Source organism: Novosphingobium mississippiense (genome assembly GCF_044029535.1).
Taxonomy (GTDB): domain Bacteria; phylum Pseudomonadota; class Alphaproteobacteria; order Sphingomonadales; family Sphingomonadaceae; genus Novosphingobium.
This window is the reverse complement of sequence record NZ_CP147001.1, coordinates 1,827,402-1,844,997: the sequence shown is the minus strand read 5'-3', so window position 1 is coordinate 1,844,997 and position 17,596 is coordinate 1,827,402. Positions and strand designations below refer to the sequence as shown.

Genomic DNA, 17,596 nt, shown 5'->3' with positions numbered 1-17,596 from the left:
GTTTTGTCGCCTGCGCGTCATGCAAGTCGAACATGGCAGTTTAGAGACGCCGCCGCGTGCCGAAATCAGCAGCTTGCTTTCGCCAAGCGCCCTGCGACAATTTCTTACCACGCCGGACTTGCCACCAGTCCGGCCGAGGGGTGTTGGAAAACCTATGTTGCACGTGCGAGACGACGAGCGGGCTGCGATGCCCGAAACCTCTGCCGGAACCGGCGATGCCGTCGCGCTCGACCCCGGCTTGCCGATGCCGCGTCGGCTTTGGGCCATCGTTGCCATCTCGTTCGGTACGGCGCTGTTCGTGCTGGACGGCACGATCGCCAATGTCGCGCTGCCCACGATCGCCCGCGATCTGGGGGTGGAGCAGGGCATGGTGGTCAATGTCGTCACCGTGTACCAGTTGGTGATGGTGATGGCGCTGCTGCCTTTCGCCAATCTGGGCGAGCGGCTGGGGCTGCGACGGGTCTACCAGACCGGGCAGCTGATCTTCATGGCGGCGTCCGCGCTCGCCTTTCTGGCCCATTCACTGCCGGTGCTGCTGATCGTCCGCGCCGGGCAGGCATTCGGCGCGGGCATGGCGATGAGCGTTTCGGCCGCGCTGATCCGGCAGATCTATTCCAAGGCCAGCCTGGGCAGCGGATTGGGCATCAATTCGGTGATCGTCGCCAGTTCCAACGCGGTGGCGCCCGTACTGGGCGGCTTGATCGTGGCCGATGCCGACTGGCGCTGGGTCTTCGTGGCGGCGGTGCCGCTGGCGGCGATCTCGCTGCTGATCGGTCGGTTTCTTCCGGATCCCCAGCCGGGCAAGACGCCGTTCGACTGGCGTTCGGGCCTGTGGAGCGCTGCCAGCTTCGCCATGCTGATCGGCGGTATAGAGATGGCCGCGCACGGAGGCAGGGTGGCCGTGGGCATTGCCATCGCACTGGCCGGGCTGGGATCGGCGCTGGCGCTGGCATGGCGAGAGAAGCGGCAGGCAAGCCCGGTATTTCCGGTGGACCTGCTTGCCATGCCGGCGATCGGCCTTTCGACCGTTGCGGCGATCGCGGCTTTCGTCGGATCCGCGGCGCTGATCGTGGCGCTGCCGTTCCGGCTGGAGCAGGGCATGGGCTATACGCCGCAGGAAGTGGGCCTGATGGTGCTGCCGTTTCCGTTGACGATGCTGGTGGTGGCGCCGATCGCGGGCTGGCTTTCGGACCATGCATCGCCCTCGATCATGGGGCTGATCGGCATGATCATCGCGGTTGCCGGGCTGTGCTTCATGGCATTTCTGCCTGACGATGCAGGCGCATTCGCGGTGGCGTGGCGGCTGGTCGTCGCCGCACTGGGCTTTTCGCTGTTCTTCTCACCCAACGCGCGGATGATCGTGGGCAATTCCCCGCGTGAGCGGGCGGCCGCGGCGGGTGGATTGCTGGCAACGGGGCGGTTGTTCGGGCAGACGCTGGGCGCGGCGCTGGTGGGCGTCACCCTGTCGCTTGGCCTGGGCCAGGGGCCGGTGCCGATGCTGGCCTGCGCGGCGCTGGCCAGCGTGGCCGCTCTCGCCAGCCTCGCACGGTGGAGGCTGGCGGAGCAGGCGCCACATCAAACCTAACGGCGGTTGCGGTTGCTGTTACTGTTACCGGTAGCGGTTCCGCTCGTCGTGGCGGCGGCCGGCTTGGTTGCGGGCTTGGTCGTCGGTGCAGGAACCGGCGGCGGCGTCACGAGCGGGGCAGGGGGCGGTGCCACTTGCGGCAGGTTGGGCTTCACCGGCTTCACCCCGGTGCGCGTCAGCCACCAGGCGATGTCGTTGGCGGTCGCTTCCATCCCGGCGAAGTTGAGATGCCACTGCAGGCCCATCCGGCCGTCATAGCCTTCGGGCGAACCGATCAGCCACGGCACGGTATCGCAGGGCGTATGCGTGGCGGAGCTTTGGTTCATGCTGACCAGCAAGGCCCCGTTGGCCGAGGCGACGCGGGTGGTGATATCGGCAAGCCGCACGCCGATCTGGCGGATGATCGCGGCATGTTCCTCGCTGATCGGGGTATCCGCGCAGAGCTTGCCCGGCGCGGGTAGCGGCGTCAGGTACTGGACGAAGACGATGCGCGCGCGGGGCGCCTGGGTGCGGATGCGCCGGGCGATCTCCATCAGCTGCATTTCGTCACGCGCATAGTCGTATTCGGTCGGGATCTTGACCGCGCCGCACGGACGCGGTTTGCCCCCGGCGGCCAGCGACTGCCTGGCGCGATAGGCGCAGGTGGCGTTGAACAGGTTGCCGACGTAGTTCAGATCGTTGCCGCCGATAGTCAGGGTGACGAGGCGCGTCTGCGACGTTACCGCGTTGATCTGCGGCGGAATGTCGCCCCACGGCCCCAGCACGTTGTCCGTCGTCGCCCCGGAGCAGGAGCGGTCCGTCAACACCATGCCGAAATATTCGGACAGCAGCGTGGGATAGTTGCTCATGCTCTGGCCGCAGCGGGCCGGGCCGCCCGGCTTGGCGGGCGGCAGCATGGGGCCCGCCGCGAACGACGATCCGATGGCGACATAGCGCTGGCCGGCCAGTGTGTCGTCCACGGTGGAGACGACATCCGCATCGGCGCGGGCCTGCACGGCCGGCATGGCGCAGCAGAGCGCGATCGCCGTGGCGGCGAGTCTGGAAAACCGGATGCCGGGCATCACTTCACCCAGTCCAGCCCGATCTCTTCGTAGATGTCGCGCGCGTCGGCCCAGTTTTCCTCAACCTTCACGTGCAGGAAGAGGTGCACTTTCTGGCCCAGCACTTCGGTCAGTTCCTTGCGCGCGGCCTCGCCGATCGCCTTGATCTTGGCGCCGCCCTTGCCCAGCACGATGGCGCGCTGGTTGTCGCGGGTGACGACGATCTGCTGGCGGATTTCCACCGAGCCGTCCTTGCGCTGCTCGTACGCTTCGGGTCGCACGGCGGCGTCGTAGGGCAATTCCTCGTGCAGCTGGCGGTAGAGCTGTTCACGCGTGATCTCGCAGGCCAGCAGGCGTTCGCTGGCGTCGGAAACCTGATCCTCGGGATAGTGCCAGGGGCCTTCGGGCATCAGCTTGGCAAGATGGGCCTTCAGTTCGGGCACACCGTCGCCGGAAAGCGCGGAGACGAAGAACACCTCGTCGAACTGAACCTTGCCGGTCAGTTCCTGCGCCAGCACCAGCAGCGGTTCCTTGGCGCCGGCATCGACCTTGTTGATCACCAGGATCTTGCGCTCGGGCCGGGTGGCCAGCGCTTCCAGCAGCGGTTCCAGCTCATGCCGGCGCTTCTTGATGGGATCGACCACCAGCAGCACGGCATCGGCCTCCTGCGCGCCTTCCCAGGCAGCGGCGACCATCGCGCGGTCCAGCCGGCGCTTGGGCGCGAAGATGCCGGGGGTGTCGGCCAGGATGATCTGCGTCTCACCCTCCAGCGCGATGCCCAGCAGGCGTGCGCGGGTGGTCTGGGCCTTGGCAGACGTAATGGCGACCTTCTGGCCGACCAGTGCGTTGACCAGCGTCGACTTGCCCGCGTTGGGCGCACCGATCACTGCGACGAGACCGCATGTCTCGGTCATCCGAATTTCCTCATGAATTCCTCGGCCGCGCGCGTTTCGGCATCCTGCTTGGAATTCGCGATTGCCCGCGCCGAGCCGACGTTGTGAATGGATACCTCGACAGTGAACTGCGAGGCATGGTCGGGGCCGGAGCGCTCGACCAGCTTGTATTCGGGCATGCGGCGGCGATTGCCGGCGGCCCATTCCTGCAGGGCGGACTTGGGATGCTTGCGCTTGCCGGCCTTGCCCTGCATCGCTTCGGCCCAAAGCGTGCGCACCATGGCGCGCGCCGCGTCGAAGCCGTGTTCGATGAAGCAGGCGCCGATCAGCGCTTCCATCACGTCACCCAGGATATTGTCGCTGTCCTGCCCGCCATCGTCGCGCGCCTGCTTGCCCAGGCGCATGCGCGGGCCAAGTTCGATCCCGCGCGCCACTTGCGCGCATGTCGTGCGGGCGACCAGCGCGTTCAGGCGCTGCGAAAGGCGGCCTTCGGCCTCCTCGCTATTCTGATAGAGCCATTCGGCGACCGAGAGCCCAAGCACCCGGTCGCCGAGGAATTCCAGTCGTTCGTAATTGCGCTTCTCGCCGGTGCTGCCGTGGGTAAGTGCGGCGGCCCAAAGGGCTTCATCGGCGGGCTCTGCCCCCGATACTGCGGCGATGAAGGCGCGGTCCTGCGCGTCAATCACTCAGATAACGCTCCCGATACGGCTCCAGCGCGCGGCGGTGAACCACGTCCACGGCAGGAACCAGTTGGCCGAACCGTCGGTGGAGAACATCATGACGGCGGCCTTGCCGACGAGGTTGTCCTGCGGAACGATGCCGATGCCCTGGCCTTCGACGGCGGGGAAGCGGCTATCCAGCGAGTTGTCGCGGTTGTCGCCCATCATGAACATGTGGCCTTCGGGCACGACGTAGACGCCGGTGTCGTCCTGCGGCGTGCGGCCAAGGTCGAGCACGTTGTAGCTCTTTCCATTGGGGAGCGTCTCACGGTACTGCGGATAGTTGCAGACCGGGCCGCCCTTGGCGTCGGTGCCTTCGAATTCGGGGGCGTAGCAATGGGTGTTGGGCGTCACCGGCAGCACGAAATCGGGCTGCTTCACGCGCGGCACCGGCTTGCCGTTCAGCCAGACCTGGCCGCCCTTCACCTGAATCTCGTCACCCGGCAGGCCGATCACGCGCTTGATGTAGTCCACATCGTTACCGGGAGGGGCCTTGAAGATCGCCACGTCGCCACGTTCGGGCTGGCTGGCGAAGATGCGGCCCGGGATCAGCGGCACGCTGAACGGCAGCGAATACTTCGAATAGCCGTAGGACCACTTCGACGCGAACAGATAGTCCCCGTTCAGCAGGCGGGGCAGCATCGATTCGCTGGGGATGTTGAAGGGCGAGATGATGAAGCTGCGCAGCACCACGACGCCCAGCACCAGCCAGAACAGGAAAGCGATGAAGCTTTCGTCCTTCTTGGCGGGCTTGCCGGAGTGTTTGTCGCGCGCGGCGGGTGGCGTCTGGCCGGCGCCGGTTGCCGGGGTTGCGGATGACGGGGCCGGAGCCGCAGTGTCGGTTTCGCTCATGAGGCGAACCCTTGTTGCGCGCGCACGCTTCCGTCAAGCGCAATCCCGCTGGATATGGGATGCAGATCGACCAAAATCGTCATCTTTCGGGCGGGATTGGTCTGCAACAATGGGCCTTGGCCAAGCCGTGCCCGCGATGCATAACGCGCCGCGCGATTTCGGCCGCAAATCGAGCCGATACAAAACGAAGGAATAAATGGCATGAGCAAAGCGTTGTGGACCAAGCTGGAAGGCCTTCCCAAGCCCACGCTGGCCCAGCTTTTCGCAGCTGATCCCGATCGCCTTGCCACTTTTGCCACCCATTTCGAGGCCAGCGAAATCGAGGCCGACTGCGGCATGCGGTTCGACTGGTCGAAGACGCATCTCGATGCGGCGCACGTCGCGGTGTTCGAGGAACTGGCCGCTGCGATGGACTTCGACGGCCGCCGCGCCGCGCTGTTCAATGGCGAGATCGTGAACCCGACCGAAGGCCGCGCCGCTGAACACACGGCGCAGCGCGGCGTCGGCAAGGAAGAAAGCGTCGAACTCGCCGCCGAATTCCACCACCGCATGGCCGCCATCGTGGAGGCCATCCATCGCGGCGCGATGGGTGAGGTGAAGCACCTGATCCACATCGGCATCGGCGGTTCGGCACTGGGCCCGGCACTCGCCATCGATGCGCTGGCGCGCGATGGTGCCATGGTGAACGTGCAGGTCGTCTCCAACATCGATGGCTGCGCGCTGGAAGCCGCCTTTGCACAGTGCGATCCGGCCACCACGATGCTGGCCGTGGCGTCGAAGACTTTCACCACGATCGAGACGATGACCAACGCTGAAAGCGCCATCGCCTGGCTGCGCGAGAACGGCGTGGAGGATCCTTACGGCCGCGTCGTCGCGCTGACCGCGGCGCCGGACAAGGCGATCGAATGGGGCGTGGACGAAACGCGCATCCTGCCGTTTTCCGAAAGCGTGGGCGGCCGTTACTCGCTGTGGTCCTCCATCGGGTTCCCCGTCGCCATGGCGCTGGGCTGGCCGGACTTTGCCGAGTTCCTGGATGGGGCGGCGGCGATGGACGCGCATTTCCGCGATACCGACGGGCTTGCCAACCTGCCGTTGCGCGCCGCCTTCGGCGATCAGTACTACACGCGCCTGCGTGGCTGCCAGACGCGCGGCGTCTTTGCCTATGACGAGCGGCTGAAGCTGCTGCCGGATTATCTCCAGCAGCTTGAGATGGAATCGAACGGCAAGAGCGTGAAGGCCGACGGCACGCCGGTGGACGGGCCGACCGCGCCGATCACCTGGGGCGGCGTTGGCACCGATGCCCAGCATGCGGTGTTCCAGCTGCTGCACCAGGGCACCAATCTGGTGCCGGTGGACTTCATCGCCGCAATCGGGCCGGGCGACGACCTGAACCCCGCGCACCATCGCATCCTGCTGTCGAACTGCTTCGCGCAGGGTGCCGCATTGATGGCTGGCAAGCCCAGCGAAGATCCGGCGCGCGCCTATCCGGGCGATCGCCCCTCGGCCACGATCCTGCTGGATGAAGTGAGCCCCGCCACCTTCGGCGCGCTGATCGCCTTCCATGAGCATCGCACGTTCGCCAACGCCGTGCTGATGGGCATCAATCCGTTCGACCAGTTCGGCGTCGAACTGGGCAAGGAAATCGCCAAGCAGATCGAACAGGGCGATACGGCGTTCGACCCTTCGACCGAGGCGCTGCTGGAACTTGCCGGCATCAAGTAAGGCCATGCTACCGAGCTGCGCCTCCGCAGGAATACGGCGGAGGCGCAGTAGCCCGGATTAGGGCTTCCTGCGCTATAATGCCCCCATAGGGACAACGCCGGGCTGGCGTGCCGGCAAGGCATGGCCGCCCCGGATGCATCACGGGGAATGGCGGGTAATGGCGGGCGGAAGCGCGGGTGCAGGGGCGCACGGCAAGCCGGAGCGGATGAGCGTTCGGGCATGGTACCCGGCGGCGGCGGCGAGCCTGCTGGCGCTTGCCGTTGCGGGGTGCGGAGGCGGCGGTGGCGTCAGTTCGACGCCTACGCCTACGCCTACGCCAACTCCGACCCCCGCGCCTACGCCCACACCGACACCGACGCCCACTCCAACGCCCACTCCAACTCCGACGCCTTCATCCGGCAGCACGCCACCGGCGGGCTATGTCATCACACCGGCTTCGCAGCAGTCCAAGCGATCCGCCAACGACGACATGGAGTACCGGCGCAACTACGTCTCGTTCGAGTACGTGAATGCGCTCTATGCGCTAGATGCCGGCTATACCGGCCAGAACGTGCTGGTTGGCGTGCTGGACGATGGCGTGAAGGCCGTCTCCGAACTGAGCGGGCAGATTTCCTCGCTCAGTCGCGACTTCGGTACGGTCACGCAGAACGGGATCACCACCAGTCGCAATGTCGTGGGGGACGACTGGTCCGATCACGGCACCATGGTAGCCGGCGTGATCGCCGCGCGCAATGACGGGACCGGCGTGCAGGGCATCGCACCCGACGCCAAGATCGTCGCCTTGCGCATCAGCGCCGTGGATCTTGACGAAACCGATGCCGACAAGGCCGAAACGCTGGGTATCCACATGGCCGAGGCGCTGGATTACGCAGGCCAGAACGGGATCAAGGTGGTCAACGCCTCGATCGCCAAGGCCGATTCCTCGGTGGCCAGTCCCTATTGGTCGCAGGCGGTGGCGCGCTACGTCGCCACGGGTGGGCTGTTCGTGAACGCGGCGGGCAATGACAGCGAAGCCAATGCTGCCGGCTATCTGGATGCCAACAGCGCCAACCGGGACGGTTGGCTGTTCGTGGTGGCGTTGGAAGGTACGCAGACCAGCTATCAACTGACCGACTATTCGAACCAGTGCGGCGCGACGGTGATGGATCACTGCGTCTCCGCCATGGGCACCAATGCGACGCAGGCGGTGGACGGCAGCTACGTCTGGTTTTCCGGCACCAGCGCTGCGGCGCCGCAGGTTTCCGGGCTGGCCGCGCTGATCCTCTCCAAATGGCCGCAATTGACCGGCGTGCAGGCCGGGCAGGTGATCCTGTCGACCGCGCGCGATATCGGCGCGCCCGGCGTCGATCCGGTCTACGGGCACGGCCTGATCGACGTGCGCGCCGCGCTTTCGCCGGTGAACCCCACTTTGTCCAACGGCACGGTGACGACGGCGGCGAGCACCGCGACGCTGCTGGCGCCGGGGGCGATCGGCACGACCGGGATCAAGACCAAGGCACTCTCTTCCGTCACCGTGCTGGATGCGTTCGGACGCGATTTCACCGGCGATCTTTCGGGCCTTGTCGGCAAGTTGAGCGAAGCGCCGCGCAGCATGGAGCGGCAGGTCAATGTGCAGGCCCGTGCCGGCAGCAGCCATTTCGAGAGTGACGGTCTTCAGGCCAGCATGGGCTTTTCGGCCTTGCGCGAAGGACCGGGCGCGGGCGACGTGCGCGGCTTGCTGACCAGCGGCGAACTGGCGGTGCGCACCGGATCGACATGGCTGACCGCTTCACTGCATTCGATCGATGGCGTCTCGCCCGAATTCATGGGGCTGGCACCCAGTTCGGACGTGGCCTTCGCCTATTCGCCGCTGGCGGACATGGCCTTCGGCGCGGAACATGCGCTGGCGGGCGGCAAGTTGGGAGTGGCAGTCGTCGGCGGATCGGCGCGCGACGGTCAGGCCTCCCTGCGTGCCGCCGGAACCGTGGTGACCTGGCGCAAGGATCGCACCAGCTTCAAGGCCGGCCTGATCGACGAGCGGGGCGCTGTGTTCGGCACGCCCACCGGCGATGGCGCACTGCGGCTGGGCGATGGCGCGACCACGACCTTCGTGGAGGGCGCGCGCGATGTCGCGCTGGGCGGCGGGTGGGCCTTGTCCGGCTATGCCAGCCTTGGCGCGACGCAGCTGAAGCTGGCGCCAGACATGCTGCTGACCCATGCGGGCACACTGGCCACCACGCGCTTCGGCCTTACCGCCAGCCATCGTCTGGCGGCCGGCGTGCTGCGCTTCGGCCTGGCACAGCCGCTGACGGTGATCGCGGGGCAGGGGACTTACACGCTTGCCACCGGATACGATCTGGAGAGCCGCGCGCTGATCTATGGCAGGCGCGGAGTGGATTTTGCAGGCGGGATTGATCCGCTGCTGACGTTCGGCTTCGAGAAGGGCGGGGCGGCTTCGCAGTTGCGTCTGGCTGCGGCCACGCGCTCCGATGGTGGGGATGTGCGTCTGATGGGGTCCTGGCGCCTGACCTTGCGCTGAATGCAAGGCCGCCGGGAATGCACGAATCCCCGGCGGCAAGAGCGGATATCAGGAACGGTATTCGAGACCTTCCGACCAATCACCGTGGGTGGGAAGGTGCGGTGCCGTTTCCGACGGGTGCGTGTTCATCAGGCGATGCAGCAGGCGTTTGCCGTCTTCCCAACTGCCGATCTTCGAATCGGCGTTGATGTGGCCGGTGTCTCCCGCATCCTCGAACTGACTGCCCCATTGCCGGGCCAGCAGCTTGGCTGTCGGAAAGCCGATCCAGGGATCGTTGCGACTGGCGACCAGGATGGAGGGGAAGGGCAGCGCGTCCGCCGGCGTCGGCGCGAAGCCGTTCAGCCGATCGTCGCGCGGGAAGAAATCCACTTCCGGCGGGGCAACCAGCAGGGCGCCGATCACCGGGCTTGACCAGCCCGGCTGTTCGAACTTCGCCCACCATGCCGTCAGCAGGCAGCCGAGGCTGTGCGCCACCAGCACCACTGGCCGTCCCGCGCGTTGCACGGCAAGGTTCAGCCGGTTGATCCAGGTATTGCGATGCGGCTTTTCCCATAGGCCAAGGTCGACCATCTGGGCGTCTTCCATCTCATCCGCCCAGCGACGTTGCCAGTGGCCTGGTCCGCTGCCGTCAAGGCCGGGGATGAGCAGGATGAGAGGCTTTTCGGCAGGCGCTGCAGGGAATTGCGTCTGTGCCATCACTCTTCTCCCAATTGGGGGCGCCCGCCGGCAAGGGGATGGGGAAGACGGCGGGCGATACGACTCCTTTAAACTCAACCAAACAAGTTGACAATTGGTCTGCGCCAGGTGGAGAGCCGATTTCGACGATCCGATTTGAAGTCGTTTCGAGGGGGGAGCACGTCACGCGCAAATGACCCGTTGGCAATCCGCGTGCCCATGCCCCATATGCGCCCCGCAAAAGATTACGCCCCCTTATCCTTCCAGAGCGCGGGGCGCATAGGAGCAAGCCGCATGTCCGAATTCGACTATGACCTCTTCACCATCGGCGCCGGATCGGGCGGCGTGCGTGCCAGCCGGATCGCGGCGGCCCACGGTGCGCGCGTGGCGGTGGCGGAGGAGTTTCGTGTCGGCGGCACATGCGTGATCCGCGGCTGCGTGCCCAAGAAGATGCTGGTCTACGGCGCTCACTTCGCGGAGGATCTGGAAGACGCCAAGCACTTCGGCTGGGATATTCCGGAAGCGAAGTTCGACTGGCGCAAGCTGCGTGACAACGTGCTGGGCGATGTCGACCGGCTGAACGGGCTCTACACGCAGACGCTTGAAAACAACAAGGTGGAGATCTTCCACGAACGTGCGGTGATCACCGGCCCGCATGAGATCACCCTGTCCAGCGGCGAGAAGAAGACCGCCAAGGTGATCCTGATCGCCACCGGCGCGCGCCCGCAAGTGCCGAATTGCCCCGGCCACGAACTGGGCATCACCTCCAACGAGGCGTTCCACCTCGATGCCATTCCCCGCCGCATCCTGATTGCCGGCGCCGGTTACATCGCCAATGAGTTTGCGGGCATCTTCAATGAATTCGGCGCCAAGGTGACGCTGATCAACCGTTCCGACGCGCTTCTGCGCGGATATGACGAGCAGCTGCGCGATCGCCTGCTGCAGATCTCCATCGCGAAGGGCATCGATTTCCGCTTCAATGCGGACTTCCGGGGCATCGAGAAGAATGCCGATGGCTCGCTGACCGTCTCCATGACCAATCATGAGCCGCTGGAAGTGGACTGCGTGATGTTCGCCACCGGCCGCGTGCCCAATGTGGAAGGGCTGGGGCTGGCGAACGTCGGCGTCGAGCTGGACGACAAGAACGCCATCAAGGTCGACGAATATTCCAAGACCAACGTCGATCACATCTATGCCGTGGGCGATGTGACCAACCGCGTGCAGCTGACCCCGGTGGCGATCCGCGAGGGCCATGCCTTTGCCGATACCGTGTTCGGCGGCAAGCCGACCACGGTGGACTATTCGTGCATTCCTTCGGCCGTGTTCAGCCACCCGCCGATCGGCGCGGTGGGGCTGACCGAGGCGCAGGCGCGCCAGACGCATGGCGACCTTGCCGTCTACACCAGCGACTTCCGCCCGATGAAGAACGTCGTTGCCCATCGCAACGAACGCTCGCTCTACAAGATGATCTGCGAGGCGCACACCGGCCGCGTGCTGGGGCTGCACATGATCGGCCCGGATTCGCCAGAAATCATCCAGGCGGCCGCCATCGCGGTGAAGGCCGGGCTGACCAAGGCCGATTTCGATGCCACCGTCGCCGTTCACCCGACTATGTCGGAAGAGCTTGTGCTGATGAAGTGATCGCGGGCGGGGCTTTGGCCCCCGATCCGAATGCAAATGTCGCAACCGCCTTCGCGCGGGGGTGAAGAAAGCCCGGGTGCCGCGATTGTCAGGCGGCACCCGGGCTTTTCCGTTTTCGGCCCTTTGTCTGCGGGCGATATCGCGAAATTGCGCCATTCCATCGGCGGGGCGTTGCTCATCCATCGGTGGGGCGAATTTACCGTCAGATCATTACTCCGACCATTTAACCGAGCGATTAAAACTATTGACCTGAGGCGTTCGACCTGCCTTAGCAGTCACAGCAAATTCGCACCGATCGGCCAGACGTAAGGCCGGGGTCATTGCAAGGGATAACGGATGTCAGCCAATATCGCCGAAATGGAGAAGCGCCGCGCCGCAGCAAAGCTGGGTGGTGGTGAGAAGCGCATCGCCGCGCAGCATGCCAAGGGCAAGCTGACCGCGCGCGAACGCCTCGACATTCTGCTGGACGAAGGCAGCTTCGAGGAATTCGACCTCTACGTCGAGCATGACTGCACGGACTTCGGCATGGAAAGCCAGCGTATCCCCGGCGACGGGGTCGTCACCGGTTCCGGCACCATCAACGGCCGTCTGGTCTTCGTGTTCAGCCAGGACTTCACGGTGTTCGGCGGCTCGCTCTCGCACCGTCACGCGCAGAAGATCTGCAAGCTGATGGACAACGCGATGAAGGTCGGCGCGCCGGTGATCGGCCTCAACGATTCCGGCGGCGCGCGCATCCAGGAAGGCGTGGCCTCGCTCGGCGGCTATGCCGAAGTGTTCCAGCGCAACGTGCTCGCCTCGGGCGTGGTGCCGCAGCTTTCGCTGATCATGGGCCCCTGCGCGGGCGGGGCGGTCTATTCGCCGGCCATGACGGACTTCATCTTCATGGTGAAGGACAGCTCCTACATGTTCGTCACCGGGCCGGACGTGGTGAAGACGGTCACCAACGAAGTCGTCACGCAGGAAGAACTGGGCGGCGCGATCACGCATTCCAGCAAGACCTCCGTCTCCGACCTCGCGCTGGAAAACGATATCGAGGCGCTGCTGGCGGCGCGCGATTTCTTCGACTTCCTGCCGCTCAACAACCGCGAGGAAGTGCCCGAGCGTCCCTGCGCTGATCCGTGGGACCGTGCCGAGGAAAGCCTCGACACCGTGATTCCGCCCTCGGCCAACCAGCCTTACGACATGCACGAGGTGATCCGGAAGACGCTCGACGAGGGCGACTTCTTCGAGGTTCAGCCGCTCCACGCCGGCAACATCATCGTCGGTTTCGGCCGGATCGAGGGCAAGACCGTGGGCGTCGTCGCCAACCAGCCGATGGTGCTGGCGGGCGTGCTGGACATCAACTCGTCCAAGAAAGCGGCGCGTTTCGTGCGCTTCTGCGATGCCTTCAACATCCCGATCATTACGTTCGTGGACGTTCCGGGCTTCCTGCCGGGCACCGATCAGGAACACAACGGCATCATCAAGCACGGCGCCAAGCTGCTGTTCGCCTATGCCGAGGCGACCGTACCGAAGATTACCGTGATCACCCGCAAGGCCTATGGCGGCGCCTACGACGTGATGGCGTCCAAGCACTTGCGCGGCGATCTCAACTACGCCTGGCCGACCGCCGAAATCGCGGTGATGGGCGCCAAGGGCGCGGTGGAGATCATCTTCCGCGGCCTTTCGCCCGAAGGCATTGCCGAGAAGACCAAGGAATACGAAGACCGCTTCGCCAATCCCTTCGTGGCGGCGAGCCGGGGCTACATCGATGAGGTGATCTACCCGCACTCGACCCGCAAGCGCATCGCGCTGGGGCTTCGCAAGCTGCGGACCAAGAGCCTCGAAAACCCCTGGAAGAAGCACGACAATATTCCGCTTTGATCGCTTGGCGGATCGCGGTGCATCTCCTTTTTGAGAGTACCGCGATCCCCTTCAGGCCGCGAAAGACGGCATGCGTCAGAAGCCAGATTGGGAATTAGGACATGGAAGACATCTACATCGTCAGTGGCGTGCGCACGGCAGTTGGTGATTTCGGCGGCTCGCTGAAGTCGTTCATGCCGGCCGATCTCGGCGGCAAGGTCGTGACCGAGGCTCTGGCCCGTGCGGGCGTTGCGCCGGAAGACATCGGCCACATCGTCATCGGCCAGGTCATGCCTACCAGTGGCAAGGACGAAATGCTCAGCCGCGTGATCGGCATCAATGCCGGCGTGCCGTTCGAAGTGCCGTCGCTGACGCTCAACCGCCTTTGCGGATCGGGCGTGCAGGCGATCGTCTCGGCCGCGCAGATGATGAAGCTGGGCGAGGCCGGGATCACGGTCGCCGGCGGCGCGGAATCGATGTCGAACGTGCCCTATCACGACCACGGCGTGCGCTGGGGCAAGAAGATGGGCGCCAACACGCAGGAAGACGCGCTGACCGTCGGCCTGTCGGACGCCATCGGCGGCTACCACATGGGCATCACGGCCGAGAACGTGGCCGAACGCCACTGCGTCACCCGAGAGGACATGGACGCGCTCTCCGCGACCAGCCACCAGCGCGCCGCACGCGCCATCGCGGAAGGCCGCTTCAAGGACCAGATCCTTCCCATCGAAGTGAAGACCCGCAAGGGCGTGACCGTCTTCGACACCGACGAGCATGTCCGTGCGGACACCACGGTGGAGACGCTGGCCGGCATGAAGCCCGCCTTCAAGAAGGATGGTGCCGTCACCGCCGGCAACGCCTCGGGCATCAATGACGGTGCCGCCGCGGTGGTGCTGGCGACCGCTTCGGAAGTCGAGAAGCGCGGGTTGAAGCCGATGGCGAAGATCCTGGCCTGGGGCCATGCCGGCGTCGAGCCTGCCTATATGGGCGAAGGCCCGATCAAGGCGGTTCCGGTGGCGCTAAAGCGCGCCGGGCTCTCGCTCGATCAGATCGACGTGATCGAGAGCAACGAGGCGTTCGCAGCCCAGGCCGCCGCCGTTTCCAAGGTGCTGGGCTTCGATCCGGAGAAGGTGAACCCCAACGGTTCTGGCGTTTCCATCGGCCACCCGGTCGGCGCCACCGGTACGATGCTCGCCATCAAGTGCATGTATGAGCTGAAGCGTACCGGCGGGAAGTACGGCCTCGTCACCATGTGCATCGGCGGCGGGCAGGGCATCGCGCTGGTGCTGGAGAATGTGGCGTGAAGCTCGGCCGTCTCAACCACATCGGCGTCGCCACGCCCGATCTGGACGCCTCGATTGCGTTCTACCGCGACGTGATGGGGGCCACCGACATTACCGAGCCGTTCGTGCTGGAAAGCCAGCAAGTGCGCGTCTGCTTCGTCAATACGCCGGGTGAGGATGGCACGGCCGGAACGCAGATCGAGCTGCTCCAGCCGACCGCCACGGACTCGGCCGTGGGCAAGTGGCTGGAGAAGAACCCGCTCGGGGGGCAGCACCACATCTGTTACGAAGTGCCGGACATTCACGCTGCCAAGGCCTGGTTCGAAGGCCTGGGCAAGCGTGTGCTGGGTGAGCCGCGCGTGGGCGCGCATGGGACGCTGATCTTCTTCGTCCACCCCAAGGACATGGGCGGTCAGCTTACAGAGATCATGGAAACGCCCAAAGAGGCGCACCAAGGCGGACATTGAACTTCATTTCCCCGCCCGCTTGCGGGAGGGGAACGAGACTTGGGGCGGCGCAGCAGGCCCTAGTCGCAGTGGGGTGGGTTTCGGCGGGTCCGGAACAGCCCACACCAACTCCGGCTAGGCAGCTTGCTGCCTAGCCTACGTATCCTCTCCCGCGGGCGGGAGAGGAGGCAGAGGAAACGAAGATGGCAGACGTCAACGACTGGAAGGCAGCCGCCGACAAGGAGGTCAAGGGTAAGGACCTGACCTGGAACACGCCCGAGGGTATTGCGGTAAAGCCGCTCTATACCGCTGAGGACGTGACCGTCGATCCCGGCCTTCCCGGCTTTGCGCCGTTCACGCGCGGCGTGCGCGCATCGATGTATGCCGGCCGCCCCTGGACCATCCGCCAGTACGCGGGTTTTTCCACCGCCGAGGAATCGAACGCCTTCTATCGCCGTAATCTGGCGGCGGGGCAGAAGGGCCTCTCGGTCGCCTTCGATCTTGCGACCCATCGCGGCTATGACAGCGATCACCCGCGCGTCGTGGGTGACGTGGGCAAGGCGGGCGTCGCCATCGATTCCGTCGAGGACATGAAGATCCTGTTCGACGGCATCCCGCTCGACAAGATGTCGGTCTCGATGACGATGAACGGCGCGGTGATCCCGATCCTGGCCTTCTTCATCGTTGCCGGCGAAGAGCAGGGCGTTGACCGCAAGTTGCTCGACGGGACCATCCAGAACGACATCCTCAAGGAGTTCATGGTCCGCAATACCTACATCTACCCGCCCGAGCCTTCGATGCGGATCATCTCGGACATCTTCGGCTACACCAGCCGCGAGATGCCGAAGTTCAATTCGATCTCGATTTCCGGCTACCACATGCAGGAAGCCGGGGCGACGCAGGTGCAGGAACTGGCCTTCACGATCGCGGACGGCGCGGAATACGTGAAGTACGGCGTGGCCTCGGGCCTCGATATCGACAAGTTCGCCGGCCGCCTGTCGTTCTTCTTCGCCATCGGCATGAACTTCTTCATGGAAGTGGCCAAGCTGCGCGCTGCGCGCGTGCTGTGGCACCGGGTGATGACGGAGCTTGGCGCCAAGGACGAGCGTTCGAAGATGCTGCGCACCCACTGCCAGACTTCGGGTGTGTCGCTGCAGGAGCAGGATCCCTACAACAACGTCATCCGCACCACGATCGAGGCAATGGCCTCGATGCTGGGCGGCACCCAGTCGCTGCACACCAACGCGCTGGACGAGGCGATCGCGCTGCCGACCGACTTCTCGGCCCGCATCGCGCGCAACACGCAGATCATCATCCAGGAAGAGACCGGCATGTGCAATGTCGTCGATCCGCTGGGTGGGTCCTACTACATTGAATCGCTGACGCAGCAACTGGTCGACCAGGCCTGGGAAATCATCGAGCGCGTGCAGGCTGAAGGCGGCATGGCCAAGGCTGTCGCCGCCGGCTGGCCCAAGGCGATGATCGAGACCGCTGCCGCCGCCCGTCAGGCGCGCGTGGACCGGGGTGACGACGTGATCGTCGGCGTCAACAAGTACCGCCTTGCCAGCGAAGACCTGCTGGAAACGCTGGAAGTCGACAACGCCAAGGTCCGCGAAGGCCAGATCGCCCGCATCAACAAGATGAAGGCGGAGCGTGACGAGGCAGCCTGTCAGGCCGCGCTCAAGGCTCTGCGCGATGGTGCCGCCGCGCCCGCCAGCATCGAGAACAACCTGCTCGCACTCGCCGTCGAGTGCGCCCGCGCCCGCGCCACGCTGGGCGAGATCAGCTCGGCCATGGAAGACAGCTTCCAGCGTTATGGCACCCAGCCGACCCCGGTGAAGGGCGTCTATGCCGCGCCTTACGAGGGCGACAGCCGCTGGCAGCAGGTGCTGGACGGCGTGCAGGCGGTTGAGCGTCGTCTCGGCCGCAAGCCCAAGGTTCTGGTCGCCAAGATGGGGCAGGACGGCCACGATCGCGGCGCGAACGTGATCGCCTCGGCCTTCGGGGACATGGGCTTCGACGTCGTGTCGGGTCCGCTGTTCCAGACGCCGGAGGAAACCGTAGTGCTGGCGCTGGACAGCGCGGTCGACGTAGTTGGCGCGTCCAGCCTTGCGGCCGGTCACAAGACGCTGATCCCCGAACTGATCCAGAAACTGCGCGAAGCCGGTCGCAGCGACATCAAGGTGATCGCCGGCGGCGTCATCCCGCCGCAGGACTATGAATTCCTGCGCAATGCCGGCGTTCAGGGCATCTACGGCCCCGGCACCAACGTCGTCGAATGCGCGGCGGACGTGCTGCGCCTGCTGGGCCACAACATGCCGCCGCTTGGATCGGCGCTGGAGGCGGCGGAATAAGAATGCCCGCGCTGGATCGATGCCGC

At 65.3% G+C, this 17,596-nt stretch carries 13 protein-coding genes; 8 read left to right on the top strand and 5 right to left on the bottom strand.

Annotation, left to right across the window (positions count from 1 at the left end):
• The first annotated feature begins 154 nt into the window (after nt 1-154).
• Nucleotides 155-1,585, top strand: coding sequence for an MFS transporter (locus tag WBP06_RS08665; protein WP_395333831.1), 1,431 nt, complete (start codon nt 155-157; stop codon nt 1,583-1,585).
• Here WBP06_RS08665 and WBP06_RS08660 read toward each other — a convergent pair.
• The 4 genes from WBP06_RS08660 to lepB are packed head-to-tail and all read right to left on the bottom strand — an operon-like array spanning nt 1,582 to nt 5,089.
• Nucleotides 1,582-2,646 carry an SGNH/GDSL hydrolase family protein gene (locus WBP06_RS08660; RefSeq protein ID WP_395334100.1) on the bottom strand — a complete coding sequence of 355 codons (1,065 nt, stop codon included), beginning with the start codon at nt 2,644-2,646 and terminating at the stop codon, nt 1,582-1,584. The genes WBP06_RS08665 and WBP06_RS08660 overlap by 4 nt on opposite strands.
• Nucleotides 2,646-3,539, bottom strand: coding sequence for a GTPase Era (era, locus tag WBP06_RS08655; protein ID WP_395333829.1), 894 nt, complete (start codon nt 3,537-3,539; stop codon nt 2,646-2,648). The genes WBP06_RS08660 and era overlap by 1 nt, the downstream gene beginning before the upstream one ends.
• Entirely contained in the window at nt 3,536-4,204 is a 669-nt protein-coding gene (rnc, locus tag WBP06_RS08650) for a ribonuclease III (RefSeq protein ID WP_395333827.1), read from the bottom strand. The genes era and rnc overlap by 4 nt, the downstream gene beginning before the upstream one ends.
• Entirely contained in the window at nt 4,205-5,089 is an 885-nt protein-coding gene (lepB, locus tag WBP06_RS08645) for a signal peptidase I (protein WP_395333825.1), read from the bottom strand.
• Nucleotides 5,090-5,290: 201 nt separating this feature from the next.
• Between lepB and pgi the strand changes: the two genes are divergently transcribed.
• Together pgi and WBP06_RS08635 are read left to right on the top strand one after the other, a co-directional pair.
• Complete coding sequence (pgi, locus tag WBP06_RS08640) at nt 5,291-6,811, top strand: glucose-6-phosphate isomerase (RefSeq protein WP_395333823.1); 1,521 nt, start codon at nt 5,291-5,293, stop codon at nt 6,809-6,811.
• Between the two features lie 157 nt (nt 6,812-6,968).
• Complete coding sequence (locus WBP06_RS08635; RefSeq protein ID WP_395333821.1) at nt 6,969-9,329, top strand: S8 family peptidase; 2,361 nt, start codon at nt 6,969-6,971, stop codon at nt 9,327-9,329.
• A 48-nt stretch (nt 9,330-9,377) separates the two neighbouring features.
• Here the strand turns inward: WBP06_RS08635 and WBP06_RS08630 are convergent, their stop codons facing one another.
• Entirely contained in the window at nt 9,378-10,025 is a 648-nt protein-coding gene (locus tag WBP06_RS08630; RefSeq protein WP_395333819.1) for an RBBP9/YdeN family alpha/beta hydrolase, read from the bottom strand.
• A 273-nt stretch (nt 10,026-10,298) separates the two neighbouring features.
• Between WBP06_RS08630 and gor the strand changes: the two genes are divergently transcribed.
• The 5 genes from gor (at nt 10,299) to scpA (ending at nt 17,570) form a co-directional block, all read left to right on the top strand.
• Nucleotides 10,299-11,645 carry a glutathione-disulfide reductase gene (gene gor / locus WBP06_RS08625; protein ID WP_395333817.1) on the top strand — a complete coding sequence of 449 codons (1,347 nt, stop codon included), beginning with the start codon at nt 10,299-10,301 and terminating at the stop codon, nt 11,643-11,645.
• Nucleotides 11,646-11,981: 336 nt separating this feature from the next.
• Nucleotides 11,982-13,508, top strand: a complete 1,527-nt coding sequence (locus WBP06_RS08620) for an acyl-CoA carboxylase subunit beta (protein WP_395333815.1) — start codon at nt 11,982-11,984, stop codon at nt 13,506-13,508.
• A gap of 101 nt (nt 13,509-13,609) precedes the next feature.
• Nucleotides 13,610-14,791, top strand: coding sequence for a beta-ketothiolase BktB (bktB, locus tag WBP06_RS08615; protein WP_395333813.1), 1,182 nt, complete (start codon nt 13,610-13,612; stop codon nt 14,789-14,791).
• Nucleotides 14,788-15,237: a methylmalonyl-CoA epimerase gene (gene mce, locus WBP06_RS08610; protein WP_395333811.1), complete on the top strand. Its 450-nt coding sequence runs from the start codon at nt 14,788-14,790 to the stop codon at nt 15,235-15,237. Before bktB ends, mce begins: the two co-directional genes overlap by 4 nt.
• 182 nt (nt 15,238-15,419) lie before the next feature.
• Entirely contained in the window at nt 15,420-17,570 is a 2,151-nt protein-coding gene (scpA, locus tag WBP06_RS08605) for a methylmalonyl-CoA mutase (RefSeq protein ID WP_395333809.1), read from the top strand.
• The last annotated feature ends 26 nt before the right edge of the window (nt 17,571-17,596 follow it).